Source organism: Streptomyces sp. NPDC053493 (genome assembly GCF_044544825.1).
Classification (GTDB): domain Bacteria; phylum Actinomycetota; class Actinomycetes; order Streptomycetales; family Streptomycetaceae; genus Streptomyces.
In genome coordinates, this window is sequence record NZ_JBITXS010000010.1 from 131,880 (window position 1) to 152,156 (window position 20,277).

The 20,277-nt window shown below is 69.6% G+C and carries 16 protein-coding genes and 1 tRNA gene; 15 read left to right on the forward strand and 2 right to left on the reverse strand.

The window, feature by feature from the left end; translation table 11 throughout:
- Positions 1-128: 128 nt before the first annotated feature.
- The 7 genes from ACIGO8_RS26175 to ACIGO8_RS26205 all read left to right on the forward strand — a co-directional run bounded on the left by ACIGO8_RS26175 (position 129) and on the right by ACIGO8_RS26205 (position 9,444).
- Complete coding sequence (locus tag ACIGO8_RS26175; protein ID WP_399735380.1) at positions 129-4,526, forward strand: hypothetical protein; 4,398 nt, start codon at positions 129-131, stop codon at positions 4,524-4,526.
- A 613-nt stretch (positions 4,527-5,139) separates the two neighbouring features.
- The gene (locus ACIGO8_RS26180) at positions 5,140-5,424 is read left to right on the forward strand and encodes a helix-turn-helix domain-containing protein (RefSeq protein ID WP_399735383.1); all 285 of its coding nucleotides are present in this window, start codon (positions 5,140-5,142) and stop codon (positions 5,422-5,424) included.
- A 112-nt stretch (positions 5,425-5,536) separates the two neighbouring features.
- Entirely contained in the window at positions 5,537-5,749 is a 213-nt protein-coding gene (locus tag ACIGO8_RS26185; RefSeq protein WP_399735386.1) for a helix-turn-helix transcriptional regulator, read from the forward strand.
- A 210-nt stretch (positions 5,750-5,959) separates the two neighbouring features.
- Entirely contained in the window at positions 5,960-7,183 is a 1,224-nt protein-coding gene (locus ACIGO8_RS26190) for a tyrosine-type recombinase/integrase (protein ID WP_399735389.1), read from the forward strand.
- Positions 7,184-7,340: 157 nt separating this feature from the next.
- The gene (locus ACIGO8_RS26195; protein ID WP_399735392.1) at positions 7,341-8,288 is read left to right on the forward strand and encodes a hypothetical protein; all 948 of its coding nucleotides are present in this window, start codon (positions 7,341-7,343) and stop codon (positions 8,286-8,288) included.
- A gap of 557 nt (positions 8,289-8,845) precedes the next feature.
- Positions 8,846-9,121 carry a DUF317 domain-containing protein gene (locus ACIGO8_RS26200; RefSeq protein WP_399735394.1) on the forward strand — a complete coding sequence of 92 codons (276 nt, stop codon included), beginning with the start codon at positions 8,846-8,848 and terminating at the stop codon, positions 9,119-9,121.
- 77 nt (positions 9,122-9,198) lie between these two features.
- Positions 9,199-9,444 carry a DUF317 domain-containing protein gene (locus ACIGO8_RS26205; RefSeq protein ID WP_399735397.1) on the forward strand — a complete coding sequence of 82 codons (246 nt, stop codon included), beginning with the start codon at positions 9,199-9,201 and terminating at the stop codon, positions 9,442-9,444.
- Positions 9,445-9,632: 188 nt separating this feature from the next.
- Here the strand turns inward: ACIGO8_RS26205 and ACIGO8_RS26210 are convergent.
- Positions 9,633-9,705: transfer RNA gene (locus ACIGO8_RS26210), tRNA-Arg, on the reverse strand.
- 261 nt (positions 9,706-9,966) lie between these two features.
- Between ACIGO8_RS26210 and ACIGO8_RS26215 the strand changes: the two genes are divergently transcribed.
- The 8 genes from ACIGO8_RS26215 (at position 9,967) to ACIGO8_RS26250 (ending at position 19,627) form a co-directional block, all read left to right on the forward strand.
- A complete protein-coding gene (locus tag ACIGO8_RS26215; protein WP_399735399.1) occupies positions 9,967-11,784 on the forward strand; it encodes a dynamin family protein in 1,818 nt (605 codons plus the stop codon).
- Positions 11,785-11,932: 148 nt separating this feature from the next.
- Entirely contained in the window at positions 11,933-13,711 is a 1,779-nt protein-coding gene (locus tag ACIGO8_RS26220; protein ID WP_399735826.1) for a GTPase, read from the forward strand.
- 309 nt (positions 13,712-14,020) lie between these two features.
- Entirely contained in the window at positions 14,021-14,467 is a 447-nt protein-coding gene (locus ACIGO8_RS26225) for a single-stranded DNA-binding protein (protein ID WP_399735402.1), read from the forward strand.
- A gap of 247 nt (positions 14,468-14,714) precedes the next feature.
- Entirely contained in the window at positions 14,715-16,133 is a 1,419-nt protein-coding gene (locus ACIGO8_RS26230) for a Cys-Gln thioester bond-forming surface protein (protein ID WP_399735405.1), read from the forward strand.
- 281 nt (positions 16,134-16,414) lie between these two features.
- Complete coding sequence (gene ettA / locus ACIGO8_RS26235; RefSeq protein WP_399735407.1) at positions 16,415-18,079, forward strand: energy-dependent translational throttle protein EttA; 1,665 nt, start codon at positions 16,415-16,417, stop codon at positions 18,077-18,079.
- Between the two features lie 8 nt (positions 18,080-18,087).
- Positions 18,088-18,513, forward strand: coding sequence for an acyl-CoA thioesterase (locus ACIGO8_RS26240; protein ID WP_399735409.1), 426 nt, complete (start codon positions 18,088-18,090; stop codon positions 18,511-18,513).
- Positions 18,510-19,199 (forward strand): hypothetical protein, encoded by a 690-nt coding sequence (locus tag ACIGO8_RS26245; protein WP_399735412.1) that lies wholly within the window; start codon positions 18,510-18,512, stop codon positions 19,197-19,199. The genes ACIGO8_RS26240 and ACIGO8_RS26245 overlap by 4 nt, the downstream gene beginning before the upstream one ends.
- Positions 19,196-19,627, forward strand: a complete 432-nt coding sequence (locus ACIGO8_RS26250) for a GNAT family N-acetyltransferase (protein ID WP_399735414.1) — start codon at positions 19,196-19,198, stop codon at positions 19,625-19,627. The genes ACIGO8_RS26245 and ACIGO8_RS26250 overlap by 4 nt, the downstream gene beginning before the upstream one ends.
- Here the strand turns inward: ACIGO8_RS26250 and ACIGO8_RS26255 are convergent.
- On the reverse strand, positions 19,608-20,228 hold the full coding sequence (locus tag ACIGO8_RS26255; protein ID WP_399735417.1) for a hypothetical protein: 621 nt from the start codon (positions 20,226-20,228) through the stop codon (positions 19,608-19,610). The genes ACIGO8_RS26250 and ACIGO8_RS26255 overlap by 20 nt on opposite strands.
- Between the last annotated feature and the right edge of the window lie 49 nt (positions 20,229-20,277).

Here is a 20,277-nt window from a genome sequence, read left to right on the forward strand (position 1 = left end):
CAAGCTAGGGCTTCCCGGGCGTGTCGCCAGCGGCCGTCCTCGCCGTGGATCAGTGATCGCCGAAGTCCAGCCAATGCCTCCTGGCGAAGCACTAATGTGGAAAAGCACGCGCGGCGGAAGGATGAAGCATGCCGGAAGTGCCCACAGGGAGCGCAGGGTTGGCGCTGACGGAGGCCTTGCAACAGGCTGAGTTCGGCGAGGCGATCGCGTCCGAGCTTGAGAAGTGGCAGCAGACGCACGACACCCGGATCGTGTTCGACCGATGGCTAACTCCCGGTAAGAGCAAAGCGGTCCTGGCAGCAGTCGCGCTGACCGGCCCGGTCTTCAATGGCAAGGTCGTCATGAAGGTATGCCCTCCGGGGACGATCACCGGCCGGGAGCCTGGACGGCACACTAAGGCGATCGAGGACGCCCCCGAGGGATTCGCCGACCGGCATCTGGTTAGGCAGCCCGTTGAACCCGTCAGCGTCCCGGGCGTCCCGGGTGGCGCCAAGGTGATGTTCCAGGAGATCGCCGGCGGTAACATCCGCGACGTCAGGCCGCTATCGGCTACCCTGCGCGGCCGTGAACTGCCGGAACTTGTCAGTGTCATCGCACGCTCGATCCTCAGCGACTGGAACCCAACGCCGACGGATATCCGGCGCATGGCCTCGCGGGACTTCATCCTGAGCCATGTGGGCACCCGGATGGACAAGGGCGGCCCGGTCGCGAAGCTCGCCGAGCAGCTGGCCTACGAGCCCGTGGGTGAGCAGGTGCCGCTCTGGATCACCTTCGCAAGCGGCGGGGTCGTACCGAACGTCGTCGCCTGGCTGGAACGCTCCCTCTGGGACGAGCTGGACAGCGACCATGTGCTCGCGATCCTCGGCCGGGCCCATGGCGATCTTCACGCCGACAACATTCTGCTGCCGATGTCGCCAGTCGTGGATGCCGCCGCGTACCGGCTGATTGACCTCTCCGGATATCAGGCAGATGCACCGCTCTCCCGGGATCTTACCCACCTGACGCTCGCTCTCATTCTGAGGGAGTTGCCGGAGCTGACCGAGCGCCAACGCAGTGTCCTGGCTGAGTTTCTGGTTGATCCCGAAGCAGACACCGATGTGGTGCTCCAAGTCGTGGGGCTGGGCAACCTCTCGAACGACATCGCCGAGGCCGGTGAGGTGTACGCCAAGCAGCTATCGATGCCTGACGACTGGCAGGATCAGTACCTCCTTTCGCTGGCAGGAAACGCGCTGCTCTTCGCGACCCGGGACGCGACGGTCGGGTCTCAGGAGCGGGCGTGGTGCTACCAGTTGGCCTGCAGCGCCCTGGGTCGGTTCTTCTCGGGGCGCGGTCTGCATGCGCCCACGGCGACGGCTCCTCGCTGCTCCCTCACCCGAGCCGTCGAGGCTGCTCCGGAGGTCTCGGCCGCTGTCGACCGGCTTGTCGAGGGCTGCGACCGCTGGAGCGCCCGCCGTACGACCATCGCCGTCATTGACTCGGCCGCCTTCGGGGAGGAAGACCTCCAGAAGTTCGCTGGGCTCGGCTGGAACCTGGTCGTCGAGCTCAACCCGGACACCGATGTCGATGGCGGCTGGAAAGCGGCTGCTTCTGCGGGCGGGGGTCGGATCCACCGGCTCCAGCTGCGTGACCAGGACATGATGTTCGGCCGCAACAGCACTAACTGGGTCGCGGCGGCGGGGATCCGCGGGGCGGACCCGGTCTCCCCGACCACGGCCCTGCGCCGCTGGCGCTCGATGTATCTGCCGTTCGTACGGGAGTCAATTGAAGCGCTCAACCGTCACTCAGGGAGGCCGGCGACGGTCGTCTGCTTCGGCGAGGGCGGCAGCGCTGAACGAGCGCTGGTCGAGGCATGCATCGACGTCTTCGACGACCGGGCGAGGATTCTCTCGATCTCGGCCACTGGCGAGGGCAGCCTTGCCGAGTACGATGTTGAACCGCTCGTGTGTGAACCCGCGGACATCCTGGGCGCGTTGCCCAAGCCCTCGTCGGCTGAGGTGCAGAGCCGCCGACCGAGGGTGCCCGCCGAAATGGGCTTCGTGGACGTTCCCGACGGGTTGCTGTCGCGCTTTGAGGACACGGCGGTACTGCTGCACTCCGAGGTCGGGGTGGAGTCGGAGGCGGGCGAGTATGAGGTAGGCGCCTTCTACCGAGGGCGTCCCATTTCGTGGTTCGAGCTGGACCTTCACCTGGACCTGCCACGGGCAGTCACCGAGGACTTCACTGGTCAAGTGCGCACCGCTCTGGAGCAGCGCGACACTCTGCGGGTGATGCTCGCCCACAGCCCTGGCGCCGGGGGCACGACCATAGCTCGCCGGGTGGCCTGGAATCTCAAGGACGAGTTCCCCACGGTCGTGGCCCGTGGCAACCAGGACGAAGCAGTCCTCTCCCAGCTGGCGTCTGACCTGTCGTCCGAGACCGGAAGCCCCGTCCTTCTCCTGCTGGAGCTCCTTCCTGAGTCCTCCCAGCAGCGTCTGTACGAGCTGCTGCGGGCGAGCAGTGTGCCGGTCGTCATGCTGATCACCGCGCGTCGGAGTTCCGCCGGCGATGATGTCGTCCAGACCTCGCCCCAGCGCAGCCTGCGGGTCGGGCCGATGAAGCGGAACGACCGGTTCGAGATGGCCAGGCACTTCACCGATCTGGTGCCGGACCGGGAGGAACCCCTATTCGAGCTGGTCGCAGAGGAGTCAGATCACGGCGTTCCGTTCTTCTTCGCCCTGACCGCATTCAACAAGGAGTTCGAAGGGCTGCCCGGGTACGTCGCCCCGTTCCTCGACGAGGTGTCGGACGTCGACCGGGAGATCTGCACACTGCTTGCCCTGGCCCACCGCTTCAGTGGTGTTCCAGTGCCCTCTGACCTGTTCACGGACCTGCTCGGGGTGGCACCGGCCGACGACGTGGATCTCCGTCTGCATGTCGATGATCGCGTGCTGCCGCTCCTGATCGAGGAGAGCGACGGCATGTGGCGGCTGTCGCATAGCCTGATCGCCGAGGAGGTGCTGCGTCAGCTGCTTGCGCCGCCCGGAGCGGCCGCGGGCCCGGAGGACTGGAAAGCCGCGCTGCCGGGCTGGTGCGAAACGCTCATCGCCCAAGCCGGCCGGGTGTTCCAGAACCGTCTCCCGGACGACATGAAGATCCTGCTGGACCGCCTCTTCATAATGAGAGATGCCCGAGAACCGGTGGAGTTCCAGCGGACCGGCACCTACACGGAGCTGCTTCAGCAGATGACTGTGCCCGGGCGCAAGCAGGTGATTCACGCCCTGGTGCAGGCGTTCCCGAACGAATCGCACTACTGGGGCCACTACGGCCGCCTGCTGTCCTACGACTCCCGGGACTTTCAGGGGGCCCTGAGTGCGGTGGACAAGGCCATCTCGCTGGCTCCGAGCGACCCATTGCTGCATCACATGCGGGGCATGGCCTTCCGGAACGAGATCAGGTCCGTGATCGAGAACCGGGCCCACTCCCACGATGACAGCAGAACTCGCGAGGGTCGGATCCTTGAGCTCGTCGAGTCCGCAAGTGCTTCCTTCGACAAGGCCACGGAGCTGGACGACTCCAGCGAGTACGGCCACATCGCTCTAGCTCAAATGTGCATCAAAGTAATCGAGTTCGGGTTCTCGTGGTCCGGAGCTGCCACCTACTCGGAGTTCCTTGCCCGGCCGAGTGCCGGCGCTTACCGGGCGCTTCTGGAAGAGGCCGAAAGTGCCCTCGACGCGGTGTTGGAGATCCGTGGCTCGGACCGGCTCTCCTATCGGGCGGAGGAAACGGAGGCCGAACTGCAGAAGCTCTACGACAACTATCAGGCGCTGTTGCAGGGCTGGCGAAATCTCCTCTCACGCGACGACGCGTACAAGCCGCCGGTGCGGCGTCGGCTGGCCCGTGCGTACCGGCAGCGCAACGGGTCGTGGCGCAAGGCCCCAGCACACGATGTGCGCCAGGCGGTCGAGCTGCTGAATGCGAACCTTATGGATAACCCGCGCGACTTCACGAGTTTGCGCGAGTGGCTACAGGCAGCCCGGTTCCTGCCGGCATCCCTGGACCGCGCGGCCGACTACGTGACCACGTGGGCCCGGACGGAGTCCATCCGTGAGGCCTTGTTCTACGATTACGTGCTCGCCTGTTTGCGAGTTCTCGAAGGTCAGGACTCGGCTATCGAGGAGTATCGCTCGAAGTTGAACAGGTGTCGGGATCGCACCACTGGCTTCGCCAACCGACACTCGACCGCATATGAGTGGCTAGGGGATGGACAGGAGCTGGGCCGCCTAGTCTCCCACCGGGACCTGAAGCAGTGGAATCGCCGAGAGGGAGAGCCGCCGCCCGCGTATCTGACTCGCCTCCGAGGCCGCGTCTCCCAGATCAAAAGCCGAGCCTCAGGGACCATCGACTTTGGTCGGGGCATCCAGGCATTCACTGTGCCAAGCCGGGCCGGACTGGTCCGAGGTGTGCATGAGAACTGGCCTGCTACTGCCCTGGTCGCCTTCCGCTACGACGGCCCCGAGGCGTGGGCAGTCGAACTCAGTCAGCCATGAGCTGGAGGGCGCGACCTTCGTGGGCGTCGCCGCCCCGGGTTTGGTCCCGGGCTTCGTCGCCCCCAGTTCGTCGACGCCGGATGGCCGCGCGATTCGAACATCTGTTCGGGAATGGGTGGAGTGGTGGGACAAGAAGCCTCACCGGCGAAGTTGAGGTCACCTTGGACGACGGTCTGTACTACGGGTGGCCGACCTGGTCGGCCACCCGTACTGGAACGCCCCCGCAGCCGTAGTCACCAAGGATCTTTACCACCTTGTCGGCTTCGACAAGCCTCGCATAGTGCTTCAACCTCAGTGACTGTCCGACGCGAACGCCTCGGGCTTGATGGTGCGGATACGGGCGATGTCGATCGACCACCATTCGGAATCGGGAAGGGGGGCAGGGAATCCGGCGGCGCCGGGGTGCGTGGACAACACAGCCACACCCGGTGCGTGAAAGTCCAGACTTGATTCTGGAACCACTCAAAAGTCGTCTCGCCCGTGGCCCGGTGACTGTAGACCCGAAATCCCGGTTGGTAAAACCGCTGCCGGAAATCGCCGTGTGATCCGCATCGCTCACGGCAGACAGGAATGCCCTTCCGGAAGGTCCAGCGCGCAAGCTACAGCACCACCCATGCCGCCACGCTCCCTCGAAATCGGACCCGCCGGACGAGCCGCCGCCCACGCCATCGAACGCACCCGCGCCGCCCGCGGATACTCCCAGCGCCAGCTCGCCGCCCGTGTCACCGCCCTCGGCGGGCCCATGACGTTCACCGCGCTCTCCCGCATCGAACGCATGGTCAGGCGCTGCGACATCGACGACCTCGTCGCCATCGCCACGGCCCTCGGGGGCGCCCCGCAGGCCCTTCTCCCCGGCGCTCTCACACCCCCAAGGGTGGCCAGGGCGGGCGCAACATAGCCGACGATCGCCGGTTAGCCTAACCGGGAATTCTGCGGATGATTGTGGGTCCCGGAACGCCCGCCGTGCCGGTCCCTGCCAGAGCCATGTCCATTTCCCGAAAAGAGAAACCTTGCGCCGATCCCCGATATCCGCCCCCCGTCGCTCCGAAGAAAAGCTCACCATCGACGAGCTCTGCGAAGAGCTCCGGATTTCCCGGTCGACCTTCTACGACTGGCGCCAGAAGGGACGCGCGCCCCGCTGCGTGAAACTCCCGAACGGCAGCCTGCGCGTCCGCCACAGCGACCTGGAGAACTGGCTCACCGACTGTGAGGCCGCTGCGTGACCAACCGGTCCTACAAGGTCCGCTTCTACAAGACGGAGGTCTACGAGGGGAAGCGCGGCACCACCTACACCGTCCGCTGGTCGGTCGACGCCCGGCGGCACGGCGAGACGTTCAAGAAGAGCGCGCTCGCCGAATCCTTCCGCGCCACCCTGCTCGTCGCCACCAACAACGGCGAGCCCTTCGACCGGGACACCGGCCGCCCGGCCTCCCATGCCGCCCCCGTCCACCGAGATCACCTGGTACGACTTCGCCCTCCAGTACGTCGACATGAAGTGGTCCCGTATTTCGGCGAACAACCGCATCAGCGCCGCCAAGGCCCTGACCAAGGCCACGCTCGCCCTCCTCCGGGCCGAACCCGTCCAGCACGAGGGCGTCGACGTCCGCAAGGCGCTGCGTGAGTACGCCTTCAACAAGAACCGCCGGGACGAGGCCCCACCCGAGTACCGGGCGATCCTGGCCTGGATCCGCCGCAACTCGCTCCCGTTGGGCGCCTGGGAGGACACCAGACACGTCGACGCCGTCCTCCACGCGCTCGACACCGTCCTCGACGGCACGCCGGCCGCCGCCAGCTCCGCCAAGCGCTACCGCCGCATCCTCAACGTGGCCCTGCGCCATGCTGTCCGCCAGAACGTCCTCCGGGCCAACCCCATGGCCAAGGGACAGGAGGAGAACGCCGCTCCGAAGACCTCCGGCGCCGTCGACAAGCGGTCCCTCCTCAACCCCCACCAGGTGGCTGCCCTGCTCCTTTGGATCGCCGCGCGTCCTCGCACCGGCCATCGACTCACCGTGTTCTTCGCGACCCTGTACTACGCCGGCCTGCGCCCGGAGGAAGCGGTCGCCCTGCGAGTCGAGGACGCCGTCCTCCCGGCTACCGGCTGGGGCGAGCTCCGCGTCCACACAGCCGAGCCCGAGGTCGGCAGCCACTGGACCGACGACGGCGACGTCCACGAGACCCGCAACCTCAAGGGCCGGGCATCCGGCGACACCCGTACCGTCCCCCTTCACCCCGACCTGGTCGCGAGCCTTCGGGAGCTGATCGCCCGCGATCAGCTCAAGCCCGGCGACCTGCTCTTCCCCGGAGAGAAGGGCGGTTTTCTGGCCGGCTCCGTCTATCGACGGATCTGGGCCAAGGCCCGCAAGGCCGTCCTGCCCGAGCACGAGTTCAAGTCGCCTGTCGGGAAGCGCGTGTACGACCTCCGGCATACCTGTCTCACGACCTGGCTCAACAGCGGCATCCCGCCCGCCCAGGTCGCCGAATGGGCCGGCAACAGCGTCCCCGTCCTGCTCTCCACCTACGCCCGCTGCATCACCGGGCAGATCGCCGAACTCCAGCAACGCATCGAAGGCCCCCAGGCGCTCCCCGGCACGCTCGGCTCTGCGGCTGCCGCGCTTCTTTCTCCCCGGACTTCCCGGACGCTGGGGCGCGCTTGCTGAAGCAGGCGTCGCTCTTTGGAAGGTCCCGCCGGCCCAGTCTTTAACGAGGCAAGGCCGGGCCCGTTGGTCGTAGTCGCCGAAATAATCTGCATAGATGTGTCGGACCTGCGTGGTACGACTGCAACCCAGCAGAGATCGAGTGGAGGGGCGGTCATCAGTGGGACGACAGGAAGAAGCGATCCGTGTTGCGGACGAGCTCTTGGCCGACATCGAGCTCAAGCGATTGAAGACGTCCGAGGTCATCCTGAAGGCGAGCAGGCTCGCCCGCCTGGTCGGTCACACCGAGCTGATGGAGTTCCTCGGGTTCGAGCGTGGCGGTTACCCGACTGACGGTTCCGCGACGACGTGGATCGGACGTGCAGGTCGCTGGGCCGACCAGGAGCAGAAGAAGTTCTACACTCAGTCGATTGCGAAGTTGGAGGCCGAGATCGAGTCCGGTCGCCAGGCCATCGACGCCATGCGCGGCGGGGGCAACTATTCGGGTGACATGGCCAACCTTGCAGCGAGTCGCCATGACGAGCGGATCATCCGTTCTTCGGCCTCCGTCAGCAGGGGGGCCGGGATCTGCGGGCAAGTTGTTGCAACCGTCTATGACATGGTCACCGAGGTCTACCACGAGCTCCTTTTCAGCGAGCTGCAGGCAAGTCTTTTCGCGGACACACAGAAGAAGGTCGACGGGTCGTTGGCGGCAGCGAGTGGGACTGCCCTCGACAAGATCGAGCGCATCTCTGACCGTCTCCGTGACGGCGATCCCGAGTCTGTTAGCCAGGCCCTCACCACCTGCCGCCGGTTGATCGACTCTTCTGCGGACTACGTATTCCCTGCCCAAGAGGAGCCGTACAAGATCGGGGACGAGGCCAACCTCAAGGTCGGCCCACAGCAGGTGCTAAACCGGCTTCAGGCCCACACCCACGCCTGCGGGGTGTCCAAGAGTCGCAGGGACCGGCTGCGTCGAACCCTGTCCGATCTCTACGATCGGTGCTCCGCAGGCACTCACGCCGAGGTCACCATCGACGAGGCCCGCTTCATCTTCCTGCAGACCTACATTGCCCTCGGCGAGATCCTGACCCTAAGTGCGCCGGAGGGCAGCGAATCCGGACTCTGATTGCTGCCGCTGAAATGCCCCGGGACTGCTGGTGACAGGATCGCTGGAAAGCGAACCAGGAGGGACCAGCAGGTGTCACTGGGCGGGTCCCGTTGGGCTGGTACGCGGTCACCCCGCAGGTGCTCGTCTGCGCAGTCGGCGGCGAGTTCGTTGCGTTCGGCGTCGGTGTCGTGCAGGTCGTCCTCCAGGGTCCGGGTGAGGGGAGCTGAACGGCCGCGCCCTGCCGCGTGCTGCCGGGTACGGCGTGCGCCAGCGCTGGGGGCGCCCGTGGCCGCCCCTTCTGCTGTGCCAGTTCGCCGGAGGCAGACGGCGAAGAAGCCGACGGGACTGGGTACGACCCTGGGCCATGTCATCGTGGACGACTGTCCAGAACTTCAACCGCATGGAGGTGCCCTGTACCAACAGCACCCCGAGAGCTCCTCCCTCCCCAACCCGACCTACTGGGTCACCCCTCGCCACCTGACGGGCGGCGAGGAGGCTCTCGCCGACCAGGTGGGCGCGGCACTCTCGTCCGCAGGCTGGCGGATGTGGCCGACCGCCCGCGACACCCTTCCTACATGAGCCCCAACGGGCTGTGCGGTGCCGAGTGGACACGCGCTGCCTACTCGTTCCAGCTGGGGGACCCTCCGGTTGCCTGGCAGGTTTCTGCCCGGTCGCACTCCGGTAGCGGCCTGCCAGAGTGGAACGCGTACTTCACCGCCGGCGTCCCCCCACGAGACGCTGACCGACTTCCTTCTCGCCCTCGACGCCCGCACGGAACCCGCCTTCTCCTTCGAAAGCCCCGAGATCGTCCTCGCGGCGGTCTGTGCCCAAGGATGGGTACGCGACATTGACCGCCCGCACATCGCCGCTCTCGCACCCGGACTCTCCGTCGGTATCTCGCTGGAGGAGGTGCCCCCGCTCGTTCGCGATGCCGATCCGCGGCCTGGTTGCTTCGGCTGGCAGGTGTGGGGCGGAACCTTCTGTCGGCGCCTCGTATCTCTGGTGCGCGACCTTCAGCGGCAGCACGCCGCACGACCTGGTCGCGATCTTCGCAGCATCGCTCGCCTCTCCCCACCCCGTGCCGCGCTCCTGCTTGCCCGCCGGCCTTGAGGGGCAGGTCGACGTCGTCCCCTCAGGCACCCGGTGGCAGAGGGGAGCACGCGGATCCGAGTGAGGCAGGGCAGCGGGCGCCGCCGAAACTTCGGGAAGTTTTCGGGAAATCCAGCCGCCAGAGGCCGCCTCCGACCGGATCCAGCCGGACAGATCCAGCCACTCGGGGAGCTTTCCCCGACCCCCTCGCCCCCGGCCGAAAACTGCCCCTGACCAGCAAAAAGACCCTCCCTGAGGAGGGTCTTCGTCGTGCGCCCCCGGCAGGACTCGAACCTGCGGCCAAGTGCTTAGAAGGCACCTGCTCTATCCGCTGAGCTACGGGGGCCGGCGGTGATCGGGTCAAGGATAGGGGTCCCATTGCCTTGGCCCGGTTGCTTCACCTGCGTGGCACGATGTGGAGGTTCGGTGAAGCGGTCCGATAATCGCAGGCAGGTGCGATTCGTGCAGCGCTTTTCGCGCCACTCGGGCCGGGTGTTGTGCAGTCGTTATGCCTGAGGTCTCCGGCTACATCCGTTCGGTCGGCGCGCAGGGCCGCAATACGCTTCAAAAAGGCTCCAAAATTGGGCATTCTTCGCATGTGGTGACCTTGGACGAACGGCCTCAGCTGATCGACGCACTCTCCGCCCTGCGCGACTGTGTCGCCGCCGTGCGTCTCCCCCTCCCGCTCCCGGGTGCCCCCCGTGCCCGGCAGACCCGGGCCGAGTTGCTCGCCCAGCTCGACGACTACTTGGTGCCCCGTTTGAAAGATCCCGACGCGCCGCTGCTCGCCGTGGTCGGCGGGTCCACCGGGGCCGGGAAGTCGACGCTGGTGAACTCGCTCGTCGGGCGGCGGGTCAGCGAGGCCGGAGTGCTCAGGCCCACCACGCGCACGCCCGTCCTGGTCTGCCACCCCGAGGACCACCACTGGTTCGCCGGAATGCGCGTGCTGCCGCAGCTCACCCGCGTCTGGCTGCCCCAGCAGGACGAGGAGCACCTCGCCGACGAGCCGCTGGAGGACAACTCCCTGCGCGTCGAGACCGCCGCCACCCTGCCCCGCGGGCTCGCCCTCCTCGACGCGCCCGACATCGACTCGCTGGTCGTCGAGAACCGCCTCCTGGCCGCCGAGTTGATCTGCGCCGCCGACATCTGGGTCATGGTCACCACCGCGTCCCGGTACGCCGACGCCGTGCCCTGGCACCTGCTCCGTACCGCCAAGGAGTACGACGCCACGCTCGTCACCGTCCTCGACCGCGTCCCGCACCAGGTCATCGGCGAGGTCTCCCGGCAGTACGAGGCGCTGCTCGACAAGGCGGGCTTCGGCGATCTGCCCCGCTTCACCATTCCCGAGCTGCCCGAGTCCGCGGGCGGCGGCAGCGGGCTGCTGCCCGACAACGCCGTCGCCCCGCTGCGCGGCTGGCTCGCGCACTGCGCCCAGGACCCGGCCGCCCGCCAGCAGGCCGCCGGCCGGACCGCGGCCGGCGTGATCGACTCGCTCGACACCCGGATGCCGGAGCTGGCCGGAGCGGTGGCGGCCCAGTACGCGGCGGCCGTACGGCTCGGCGGCGCCGTCGAGGCGGCGTACGCGGAGCAGCGGCAGCGGGTCAGGGAGCAGCTCCGGCGCGGAGCCGTGCTGGCCGGCGACGCCCGTACCCGCTGGCGCGGCTATCCCCGTGACAGCACCGCGGAGGAACTCCTCGACGCCCTTGTCGAGTCCTTCGCCGCGCTCGTGCAGTGCGCGGTCGCCGCGGCCGAGGAGCGGGTGCGGGACGCCTGGCGCCGCGAGCCGGCCGCCGGCGCGCTCACCGAGGACCAGGACCGGCCCGCGGACCAGGAACCGGACCCGTACCGGTACCCGCACACCTACCCGTACCCGTACCCGTACCAGCAACCGCAGCCGCAACCGCAGGCGAGCCGCGGCCGGCGGCGGCAGCCCGGAGGCGGCGCCGCGGCGGACGAGGGCCAGGACGCCGGTGAGCGGATCGCGATGACCGTACGGCGCTGGCGGCGCGTCCTGGAGGAGATGGTCGAGGAGGAGGTACGGGAGTCGGATCGCCCGGCCGGCGTCCGCGGCACGGGCCTCGGCTCCGGCCGGAGCGCGGCCCGGGGCCCGATCCGCCGGGGCGGCGGCCGCCGCGGCGCCGCTCCCGCCGGCCCCGACACCGAGACCCTCACCGCCCTCCTCGCCGCCGCCCTCCTCGGCGGCCGCCGCGCCCGGGCCGCGGGCGACCGCCTCGCCGAACTCCTCGGTGCCCAGGGCGCCCTGCGGCTGCGCGACAAGGGCGGCGAGCTGGTCGCCGAGTACCTCGACCGCGCCCTGCACACCGAACGCGACCGGCGTCTCGCGCCCCTCGACGCCCTCGACGTGACCCCCGAGCCGCAGGCCGAGCTGATCGCCGCGCTCTCCGTACTGCAGAAGGAGAAGTGACGCCGTGGACGACGTGACGCAGCGCGACCGCGCCGAGCGGCCGGGCCAGGCCGACGGTCAGGCCGAGGGTCAGGCCGAGGGTCAGGCCGACGGCCGGGCGGGCGGTCAGGCCGACGGCCGGGCGGACGGACGCTGGGACGACGGCCTCATCGCGCGCCGCGCCGCCGGCCGCCCGGCCCCGTCCGCCGCGTCCGGCCCGACCGTCACGGCCCGGGACGGCGACTGCGGACCCGACGAGGACGACGACGCGCTCCCGGCCCTCGGCGGCGCCTACGGAGGCGCCCTGCGCACGCGCCTGGACGCCCTTCACGAGCTCGTCGGCCTGTCCCGTACCCGCGTCGAGAGCGAGGTGCTCGCCGAGGCCGGCCGGGTCCTCGACGAGGCCGCCGCCCGCCAGCGGCTGTCCGCCCGGCACACCGTCGTCGCGATCGCCGGCGCCACCGGCAGCGGCAAGTCGACCCTCTTCAACGCCCTCGCCGGCGTGCCCGTCTCCGAGACCGGGCTGCGGCGCCCCACCACCGCCGCGCCGATCGCGCTGAGCTGGTCGGAGGGCGCCGCGGGTCTGCTCGACCGGCTCGGCATCCCGGGGCGGCTGCGGCGCAGACCGCTGGCGGGCGGCGCGGCCGACGCCGACCTGCAGGGGCTTGTCCTGATCGACCTGCCCGACCACGACTCGGCCGTCACCGCCCACCGCGACCAGGTCGACCGTCTGCTCGGCCTGGTCGACGCGGTGATCTGGGTGGTGGACCCGGAGAAGTACGCGGACGCGGCGCTGCACGAGCGCTATCTGCGGCCGCTCGCCGGGCACGCGGAGATCACCTTCGTCGTCCTCAACCAGATCGACCGGCTCGGCACCGAGGCCGCCGACCTCGTCCTGGACGACCTGCGCCGGCTCCTCGACGAGGACGGCATGGCGCTCGGCGAGCACGGCGAACCCGGCGCGACCGTGCTGGCCCTGTCCGCGCACACCGGGGAGGGCGTGCCGGAACTGCGCGAGCTGCTCGGCCGGTTCGTGCAGGAGCGCGTCGCGCCCGAGCGGCGGCTGTCCGCCGACGTCGACGCCGCCGCGGCCAAGCTGCGGCCGGTGTACGTGGCGGACAGCCGGCCCGGGCTCGGGGAGCGGGCCCGTGAGGACTTCGCCGACCGGCTCGCGGTCGCGGTCGGCGCCCGGGCGGCCGGCGAGGCGGCCGAGCGGGTGTGGCGGCGCGGCGCCATCCGCGCCTGCGGGACGCCGTGGCTGCGGCTCTACCGCTGGTACGAGCGGGTGCGCGCGCACGGCAGCGCGGACACCCACGCGGAGTCCCGCACCGAGGACGAGCTGACCGCCCGTCAACGCGTCGAGCAGGCGGTGCGGATCGTGGCCGAGGAGGCCTCGCACGGCCTGCCCGGGCCGTGGGCGCAGGCCGTGCGGGAGGCGGCGGCGCGCGGGGCCGACGGGCTGCCGGAGGCCCTGGACGAGCTGGCGGTGACCATGGGCGACCCGGCGGCCCGGCCGCCCCGCCCGGCGTGGTGGCCGGCGGCGGTCCTCGCGCAGGTGGTGATGACCTTCCTGCAGATCTTCGGCGCCGTGTGGCTGGTCGGCCAGATCGTCGGTGTCGTGGAGCCGCTGCTGTGGCCGCCGGTGCTGATCATGATCGCCGGGATCGTCGGCGGGCCGCTGGTGGAGTGGGCGTGCGCGGCGGCGGTACGGGGGCCGGCGCGGCGTTACGGGCAGGAGGCCGAGCGCAAGCTGCGCGAGGCGGCGGCGGCCTGCGGGCGGGCGCGGGTCCTGGACCCGATCGCGGCGGAGCTGATGCGCTACCGGGAGGTGCGCGAGCAGTACGTGACGGCGGCGGGCGCGACGCGGCTGGCGAGCCGGGCGGCGGGCGGCGCGCGCTTCGGCGTCACGCGCTTCGGGCCGGCGCGGGGAGTCGCACGCGTGCAGTGACGGGAGTCCCACGGGGAGTGCGGTGACGGGAGTCCCACGGGGGGTGCGGTGAGGCGCGGTCCCCGGCGCCGGGCGGGCGGTACGGGCCGTTCGAGGCGCCCGGGGGGGGCCGGGCCGCACGGGCCGTACGGGAGGCCCGGGCGGCCGGGTCGCCACGGCCGTACCGCCCGTGCGGAATCGCTCGTTCGGGTGGCGGAGTTGTCCCCAACCTTCCCGTTGTCCACAGGCTTCAGCGGGTTTCGTCCGCTCGGTCCAGCATGGAGATCGAGCGGAGGAATCCGAGGCGAACGAGGCGTGAGGAGCGGGGACATGAACGAGACGACGGTGACGCTGGTCGGCAACGTGGCGACGAACGTGGAGTATCGGGAGACGGTGTCGGGCGGGGTGGCGCGCTTCCGCTTCGCGGTGACGGCCCGCCGCTGGGACCGCGAGCGCGCGGTCTGGACGGACGGCCCGACCAGCTTCTACACGGTCTCGGCCTGGCGCTCGCTGGGCGCCAACCTGGCGGCGTCGGTGTCCGTGGGCGAACCGCTGGTGGTGCACGGCCGGCTGAAGGTGCGTGAGGAGGAGAGCGACGGACGCCGGAAGACCTTCGTGGACGTGGACGCGCTGGCGGCGGGACACGACCTGACCCGGGGCACGGCGGCCTTCCGGCGATCGGTGAGGCAGAATCCGGAACAGAGCATTCCGGAAGCCCGCGTGCCCGATCCCTGGCAGACGCCACCCGCCTCCGACCTTGCCGTAACCGCCTCCTGACCTTGCGTTGTGGGAATTTGTCGACACCGTGACCAGCGGTTCTTCGTGAACTTCCGGCCTCTGATAACGATTTCGAGTCGGTATGGTTATCGGATCGCATGACGGGACACGGGGGGCTTCCCCCTACCTACTATTCCCGGGTACTCATGAGGCGCTTGCTTCCAGTGGGTCAGTGAGTCTGCTGGCGGGTGCTCCCCCCACGCGTATCGATGGAAGACGCGGAGCAGCCCGCCCGGAGGGGAAATCCATGTTTTCTGTACGGAGGCGCGGCACCGCCCGCCTTGCCGCCGCGACCGTGGTCACGGGCCTTGTCGCGGCGGGTGCGATAGCTGTCGCGGGACCGGCGATGGCCAAGGACGGCAACGCCGGTGGCGGCGGTGCCGCCGCCACGCTCGGCAGCATCGCCGACGGCGGCCTGATCGACGTCAAGGTCGGCGCCAAGACCGAGACCTACACGGGCGGTGTCTTCAACCTCACCGTCGACGGTGGCGGTTCGCTCAAGGCCTACTGCATCGACCTGTTCACCAAGACCAAGCAGGGGACGTCGTACAAGGAGGTCGGCTGGGACGAGTCGACCCTGCACGACAACAAGAACGCCGGCAAGATCCGCTGGATCCTGCAGCACTCGTACCCCGAGGTGAACGACCTCAACGACCTGGCCGGCAAGGCGCACGCCAAGGGCCTGACCAACGCGACCGCCGCGGCGGCCACGCAGGCGGCCATCTGGCACTTCTCGGACAACGTGGAGACCGCTCCGCAGGACGCCGACGCCAAGAAGCTGACCGACTACCTCGTCGCCGAGGCGGAGAAGGCGCCGGACCAGGGCGAGCCCAAGGCCTCCCTGAGCGTGTCGCCGTCCTCGGTCGCCGGCAAGTCCGGCAGCCGTCTCGGCCCCGTCACGGTGCACACCAACGCGGCCCCCGGCGTGACCAAGGTCGCCCTCTCCGCCGACGCCCCGAAGGGCGTCAAGGTCGTCGACAAGGGCGGCAAGGAGATCACCTCGGCCAACGACGGTGACGCGCTCTACGTCGACGTGCCGGCCGGTGCCGGTGACGGCTCCGCGAAGGTGAACCTGGAGTCGACCACCAAGGTCTCGATCGGTCGCGTCTTCGCGAGCACCACCGAGCGCCGTCAGCAGACCCTGATCCTCGCCGGCAGCAGCGAGTCCACGGTCAAGGCGCAGATCGACGCCACCTGGGCGAAGCAGGGCGTCGTCCCGGCCGTCGACTTCAAGGAGAACTGCGCCAAGGGCGGCGTGGACATCACCGTCTCCAACAAGGGCGACGAGGCCTGGAACTTCGACCTCAAGGGCCTGAAGTACACGATCGCCGCCGGTGAGTCCAAGACGATCACCGTCCCGGTCGACGAGGACGCGGAGTACGACTTCACCATCACCGGTCCGAACGACTTCAAGAAGGAGATCAAGGGCGTCCTCGACTGCAAGACGTCCACTCCGGGCCCGAAGCCGTCCGAGACCCCGGCTCCGTCCCAGACCCCGGCCACCGGTGGCACCACCACCGGCGGCTCGACCACCGGTGGCGGCGACCTCGCCGAGACCGGTAGCTCCAGCGCCACCCCGATGATCGCCGGCATCGCCGTCGCGCTCGTCGTGGTCGGCGGCGGCGCGATCTTCTTCCTCCGCAAGAAGAAGGCCGTCGGCCAGTAAGACCCACGCCTGATCCGAGCGGCCCCGGTGCGCGAGACGCGCACCGGGGCCGCCCGGCTTTTCAGGACCCGCGACTCCGCCGGGCGTGGCGGAGCGCGACCACCCGTGACCGTCCATGACCTTCCGTGACCGGACCCGGGCATGGAGATCCGGGTGGAGCGGCGGTGGGGGCCGGGTGAGGCCCAGGTCAGGCGGACGGCGTGGTACTGGTTTCCGCCGACGGGGCTCGGTCAGGCAAGATGGGTCTATCTGCCCACTCACTCCTTGCCGGACGGTTTCTCTTGGCTGAGTACATCTACACCATGCGCAAGACGCGCAAGGCGCACGGCGACAAGGTCATCCTCGATGACGTGACGCTGAGCTTCCTGCCCGGTGCGAAGATCGGTGTGGTCGGCCCCAACGGCGCCGGTAAGTCCACCGTGCTGAAGATCATGGCCGGCCTGGAGCAGCCCTCCAACGGTGACGCCTTCCTCTCGCCCGGCTACTCCGTCGGCATCCTCATGCAGGAGCCGAAGCTCGACGAGTCCAAGACGGTCCTGGAGAACGTCGAGGACGGCGTCGCCGAGATCAAGGGCAAGCTCGACCGGTTCAACGCGATCGCCGAGGAGATGGCGACGAACTACACCGACGAGCTCATGGAGGAGATGGGCAAGCTCCAGGACGACCTGGACCACGCCAACGCGTGGGACCTCGACGCCCAGCTGGAGCAGGCCATGGACGCCCTGGGCTGCCCGCCCGGCGACTGGCCGGTCAACAACCTCTCCGGTGGCGAGAAGCGTCGCGTGGCGCTGTGCAAGCTGCTGCTCGAGGCCCCCGACCTGCTGCTGCTCGACGAGCCCACCAACCACCTCGACGCCGAGTCGGTGAACTGGCTCGAGCAGCACCTCGCCCAGTACAAGGGCACCGTCGTGGCCATCACCCACGACCGGTACTTCCTCGACAACGTCGCCGAGTGGATCCTCGAGCTCGACCGCGGCCGCGCCCACCCGTACGAGGGCAACTACTCGACCTACCTCCAGAAGAAGGCCGAGCGCCTCAAGGTCGAGGGCCGCAAGGACGAGAAGCGCCAGAAGCGCCTCAAGGAAGAGCTCGAGTGGGTGCGGTCGAACGCCAAGGGGCGTCAGGCCAAGTCCAAGGCGCGCCTCGCCCGCTACGAGGAGATGGCCGCCGAGGCCGACAAGATGCGGAAGCTGGACTTCGAGGAGATCCAGATCCCGCCGGGCCCGCGCCTGGGCTCCGTCGTCGTCGAGGTCAGCAACCTCTCCAAGGCCTTCGGCGAGAAGGTCCTCATCGACGACCTGTCCTTCACCCTGCCCCGTAACGGCATCGTCGGCGTGATCGGCCCGAACGGCGCCGGCAAGACCACGCTCTTCAAGATGCTCCAGGGCCTGGAGACCCCGGACGCCGGCGAGATCAAGGTCGGCGAGACCGTCAAGATCTCCTACGTCGACCAGGGCCGCTCCAACATCGACCCGAAGAAGACCCTCTGGGCGGTCGTCTCGGACGAGCTGGACTACATCAACGTCGGCCAGGTCGAGATGCCGTCCCGCGCCTACGTCTCCGCGTTCGGCTTCAAGGGCCCGGACCAGCAGAAGCCGGCCGGCGTGCTCTCCGGCGGTGAGCGCAACCGCCTCAACCTGGCGCTCACCCTCAAGCAGGGCGGCAACCTGCTGCTCCTCGACGAGCCGACCAACGACCTCGACGTCGAGACCCTGTCCTCGCTCGAGAACGCGCTCCTCGACTTCCCCGGCTGCGCCGTGGTCGTCTCCCACGACCGCTGGTTCCTCGACCGGGTCGCCACGCACATCCTGGCGTACGAGGGCGACTCCAAGTGGTTCTGGTTCGAGGGCAACTTCGAGTCCTACGAGAAGAACAAGGTCGAGCGGCTCGGCCCGGACGCCACCCGTCCGCACCGCGCCACCTACAAGAAGCTGACCCGAGGCTGACGAACCGCATGGCACGGCACATCTACTCCTGTCCCCTGCGCTGGTCGGACATGGACGCCTTCGGGCACGTCAACAACGTCGTCTTCCTCCGCTATCTGGAGGAGGCGCGGATCGACTTCATGTTCCGGCTGGCGCCGGGGAACGGGAGCCCGTCGTTCTCCGGCGGGTCCGTCGTGGCCCGGCACGAGATCGACTACGTACGGCCGCTGGTCCACCGGCACGAGCCGGTGACCATCGAGTCCTGGGTCACCAAGATGGGCGCGGCGTCGCTGACGATCGCGTACGAGATCAAGGACCCGGACGTGACGTACGTACGGGCCTCGACGGTGGTCGTGCCGTTCGACCTCAAGGAGCAGCGTCCGCGCCGGATCAGCGACGAGGAGCGCGCGTTCCTGAAGGAGTACATGGACGACGGGATGACGTCCGCGCCATGACGCCGCTCGCACCGCTGCACTTCGACGACGCCAGGGAGGCGGCGGGCCTCGCCGCCTTCCTGCGCCGCCTGCTGCATTACGACCGCGCCGCCGCCGTCCGCCTCCAGGCGGGAGGCGGGGCGCTGGCCGTGTTCGGACGGCCGCCGTCGTTCGAGGTCGTCGCGATCCGTACGGCCCGGCTCGTCGACGCGGTCGACCTGGACGTCACCGTGTCCGCCGGCGAACTCCTCGAAGGCATCGAGGAGTCGGCCGGCAAGGCCGTCGTCCCCGACGCCGTCACCGGTCCGCCGTGGGCCGGAGTCCTGCCGCCCCGCGGCGGCTGGGAGCCGGTCGCCGGACTGCCTCCGGTCGCGGACATGCGGCGCGCGGTCACCGCGGCCGTGGCCGAGTTCCGGGCCCGCGACGAGGCCCTGCCCGAGGAGCGGCGCACCCGGGCCGAGCGCGACCGCATCGGCCGCGAGATCTGGTCCAGGACCCTCGGCGCCACCGGCCTGCCGCTGCGCGCCGTCCACGCCGCCCAGTCCCTCGGCTTCCTGCCGGCCCTTCCCGGCGCCGGCGCCGACCAGCTCCCGGTGGCGCTGTTCACCGCCGGCCCCTGGCTCCGCCTGCGCACCCCGTACGGCTCGATCGCCCTGCGCACCGCCGGCCCCACGTCCTTGACGGTCACCCCGGGCGCCGCCCGTTGAGGCACCCCGAGCACGCGTCCGCGGCGGGCTTCGACGCCGCTCCCGTGCTCGCCGTCGACCGCGAGCTCACCGGCGCCGAGCTCAACGAGCTCTTCCGGGCCTCCTGGCCCGGCCATCGGGACACCGACTTCGGTCCTGTGTTCGCGCGCAGACTGCTGCATGTGACCGCCTGGCGGGGCGGGCGGCTCGTCGGGTACGTGAACGTCGTCGGGGACGGCGGCGCGCACGCGTTCCTGCTCGACACCACCGTGCGTCCCGAGGAGCGGCGCAAGCGCCTCGGCGTCGCGCTCGTACGGGCGGCCGCCGAAGCCGCCCGGGCCCGTGGGGCGCAGTGGCTGCACGTGGACTTCGAGCCGCACCTCGCCGGCTTCTACGAGGAGTGCGGCTTCCGGCCCACGGCGGCCGGGCTCATGGCGCTCGACGGGTGAATTCGGCCTCCTCGTCCGCGTCCTCCGCGACGATCGACAACGCCGACACCGCCGCGCACAGGGCCAGCAGCACCGACGGGAAGACCAGGGAGCCGCGGGCCACGTTGTCCTTCTCCAGGACCGGGTCCATGCGATGGGCCGGGTCGTAGGCGATACGGACGGTCTTGCCCTTGTCGCCGATCCGTTCCTCGGCCTTGAACTCCGTCGGATAGCCGCCGTCGCAGTCGAGCGGATGGCGGTAGAGCCACTTCTCGCTCGGCGCGCCCTCGCCGAAGGTCGGGTGGTACGTCGCCGTGGCCTTGCCCGTGATCACGCACTCGGCGACCTCGCCGCGCACCCGCGAGTCCCGCGCCTCCACCCACACCGCGCCCAGGCCCGCCACCAGCAGCAGCATCGCGACGATGCCGCCGGTCCCGCCGTCCCGGAAGAGCGCGTTGTGCGCGAACAGCGCGGCGGCGGCCAGGACGAGGCCCACGAGGACCGCCACCGCCGTGGGCAGCCGCACCGGACTGCGCATGCTCCAGGCGGCCCACAGGTGGAGCAGGGCACCGGCGCCGAACGGCACGAGGACCGTGCCGGCGTACGAGAGAACCTTCCGCATGCGTCACCCCCCGTAGAGGGACGCGTCCGCGCCCCGCCCGGTTTCCTCC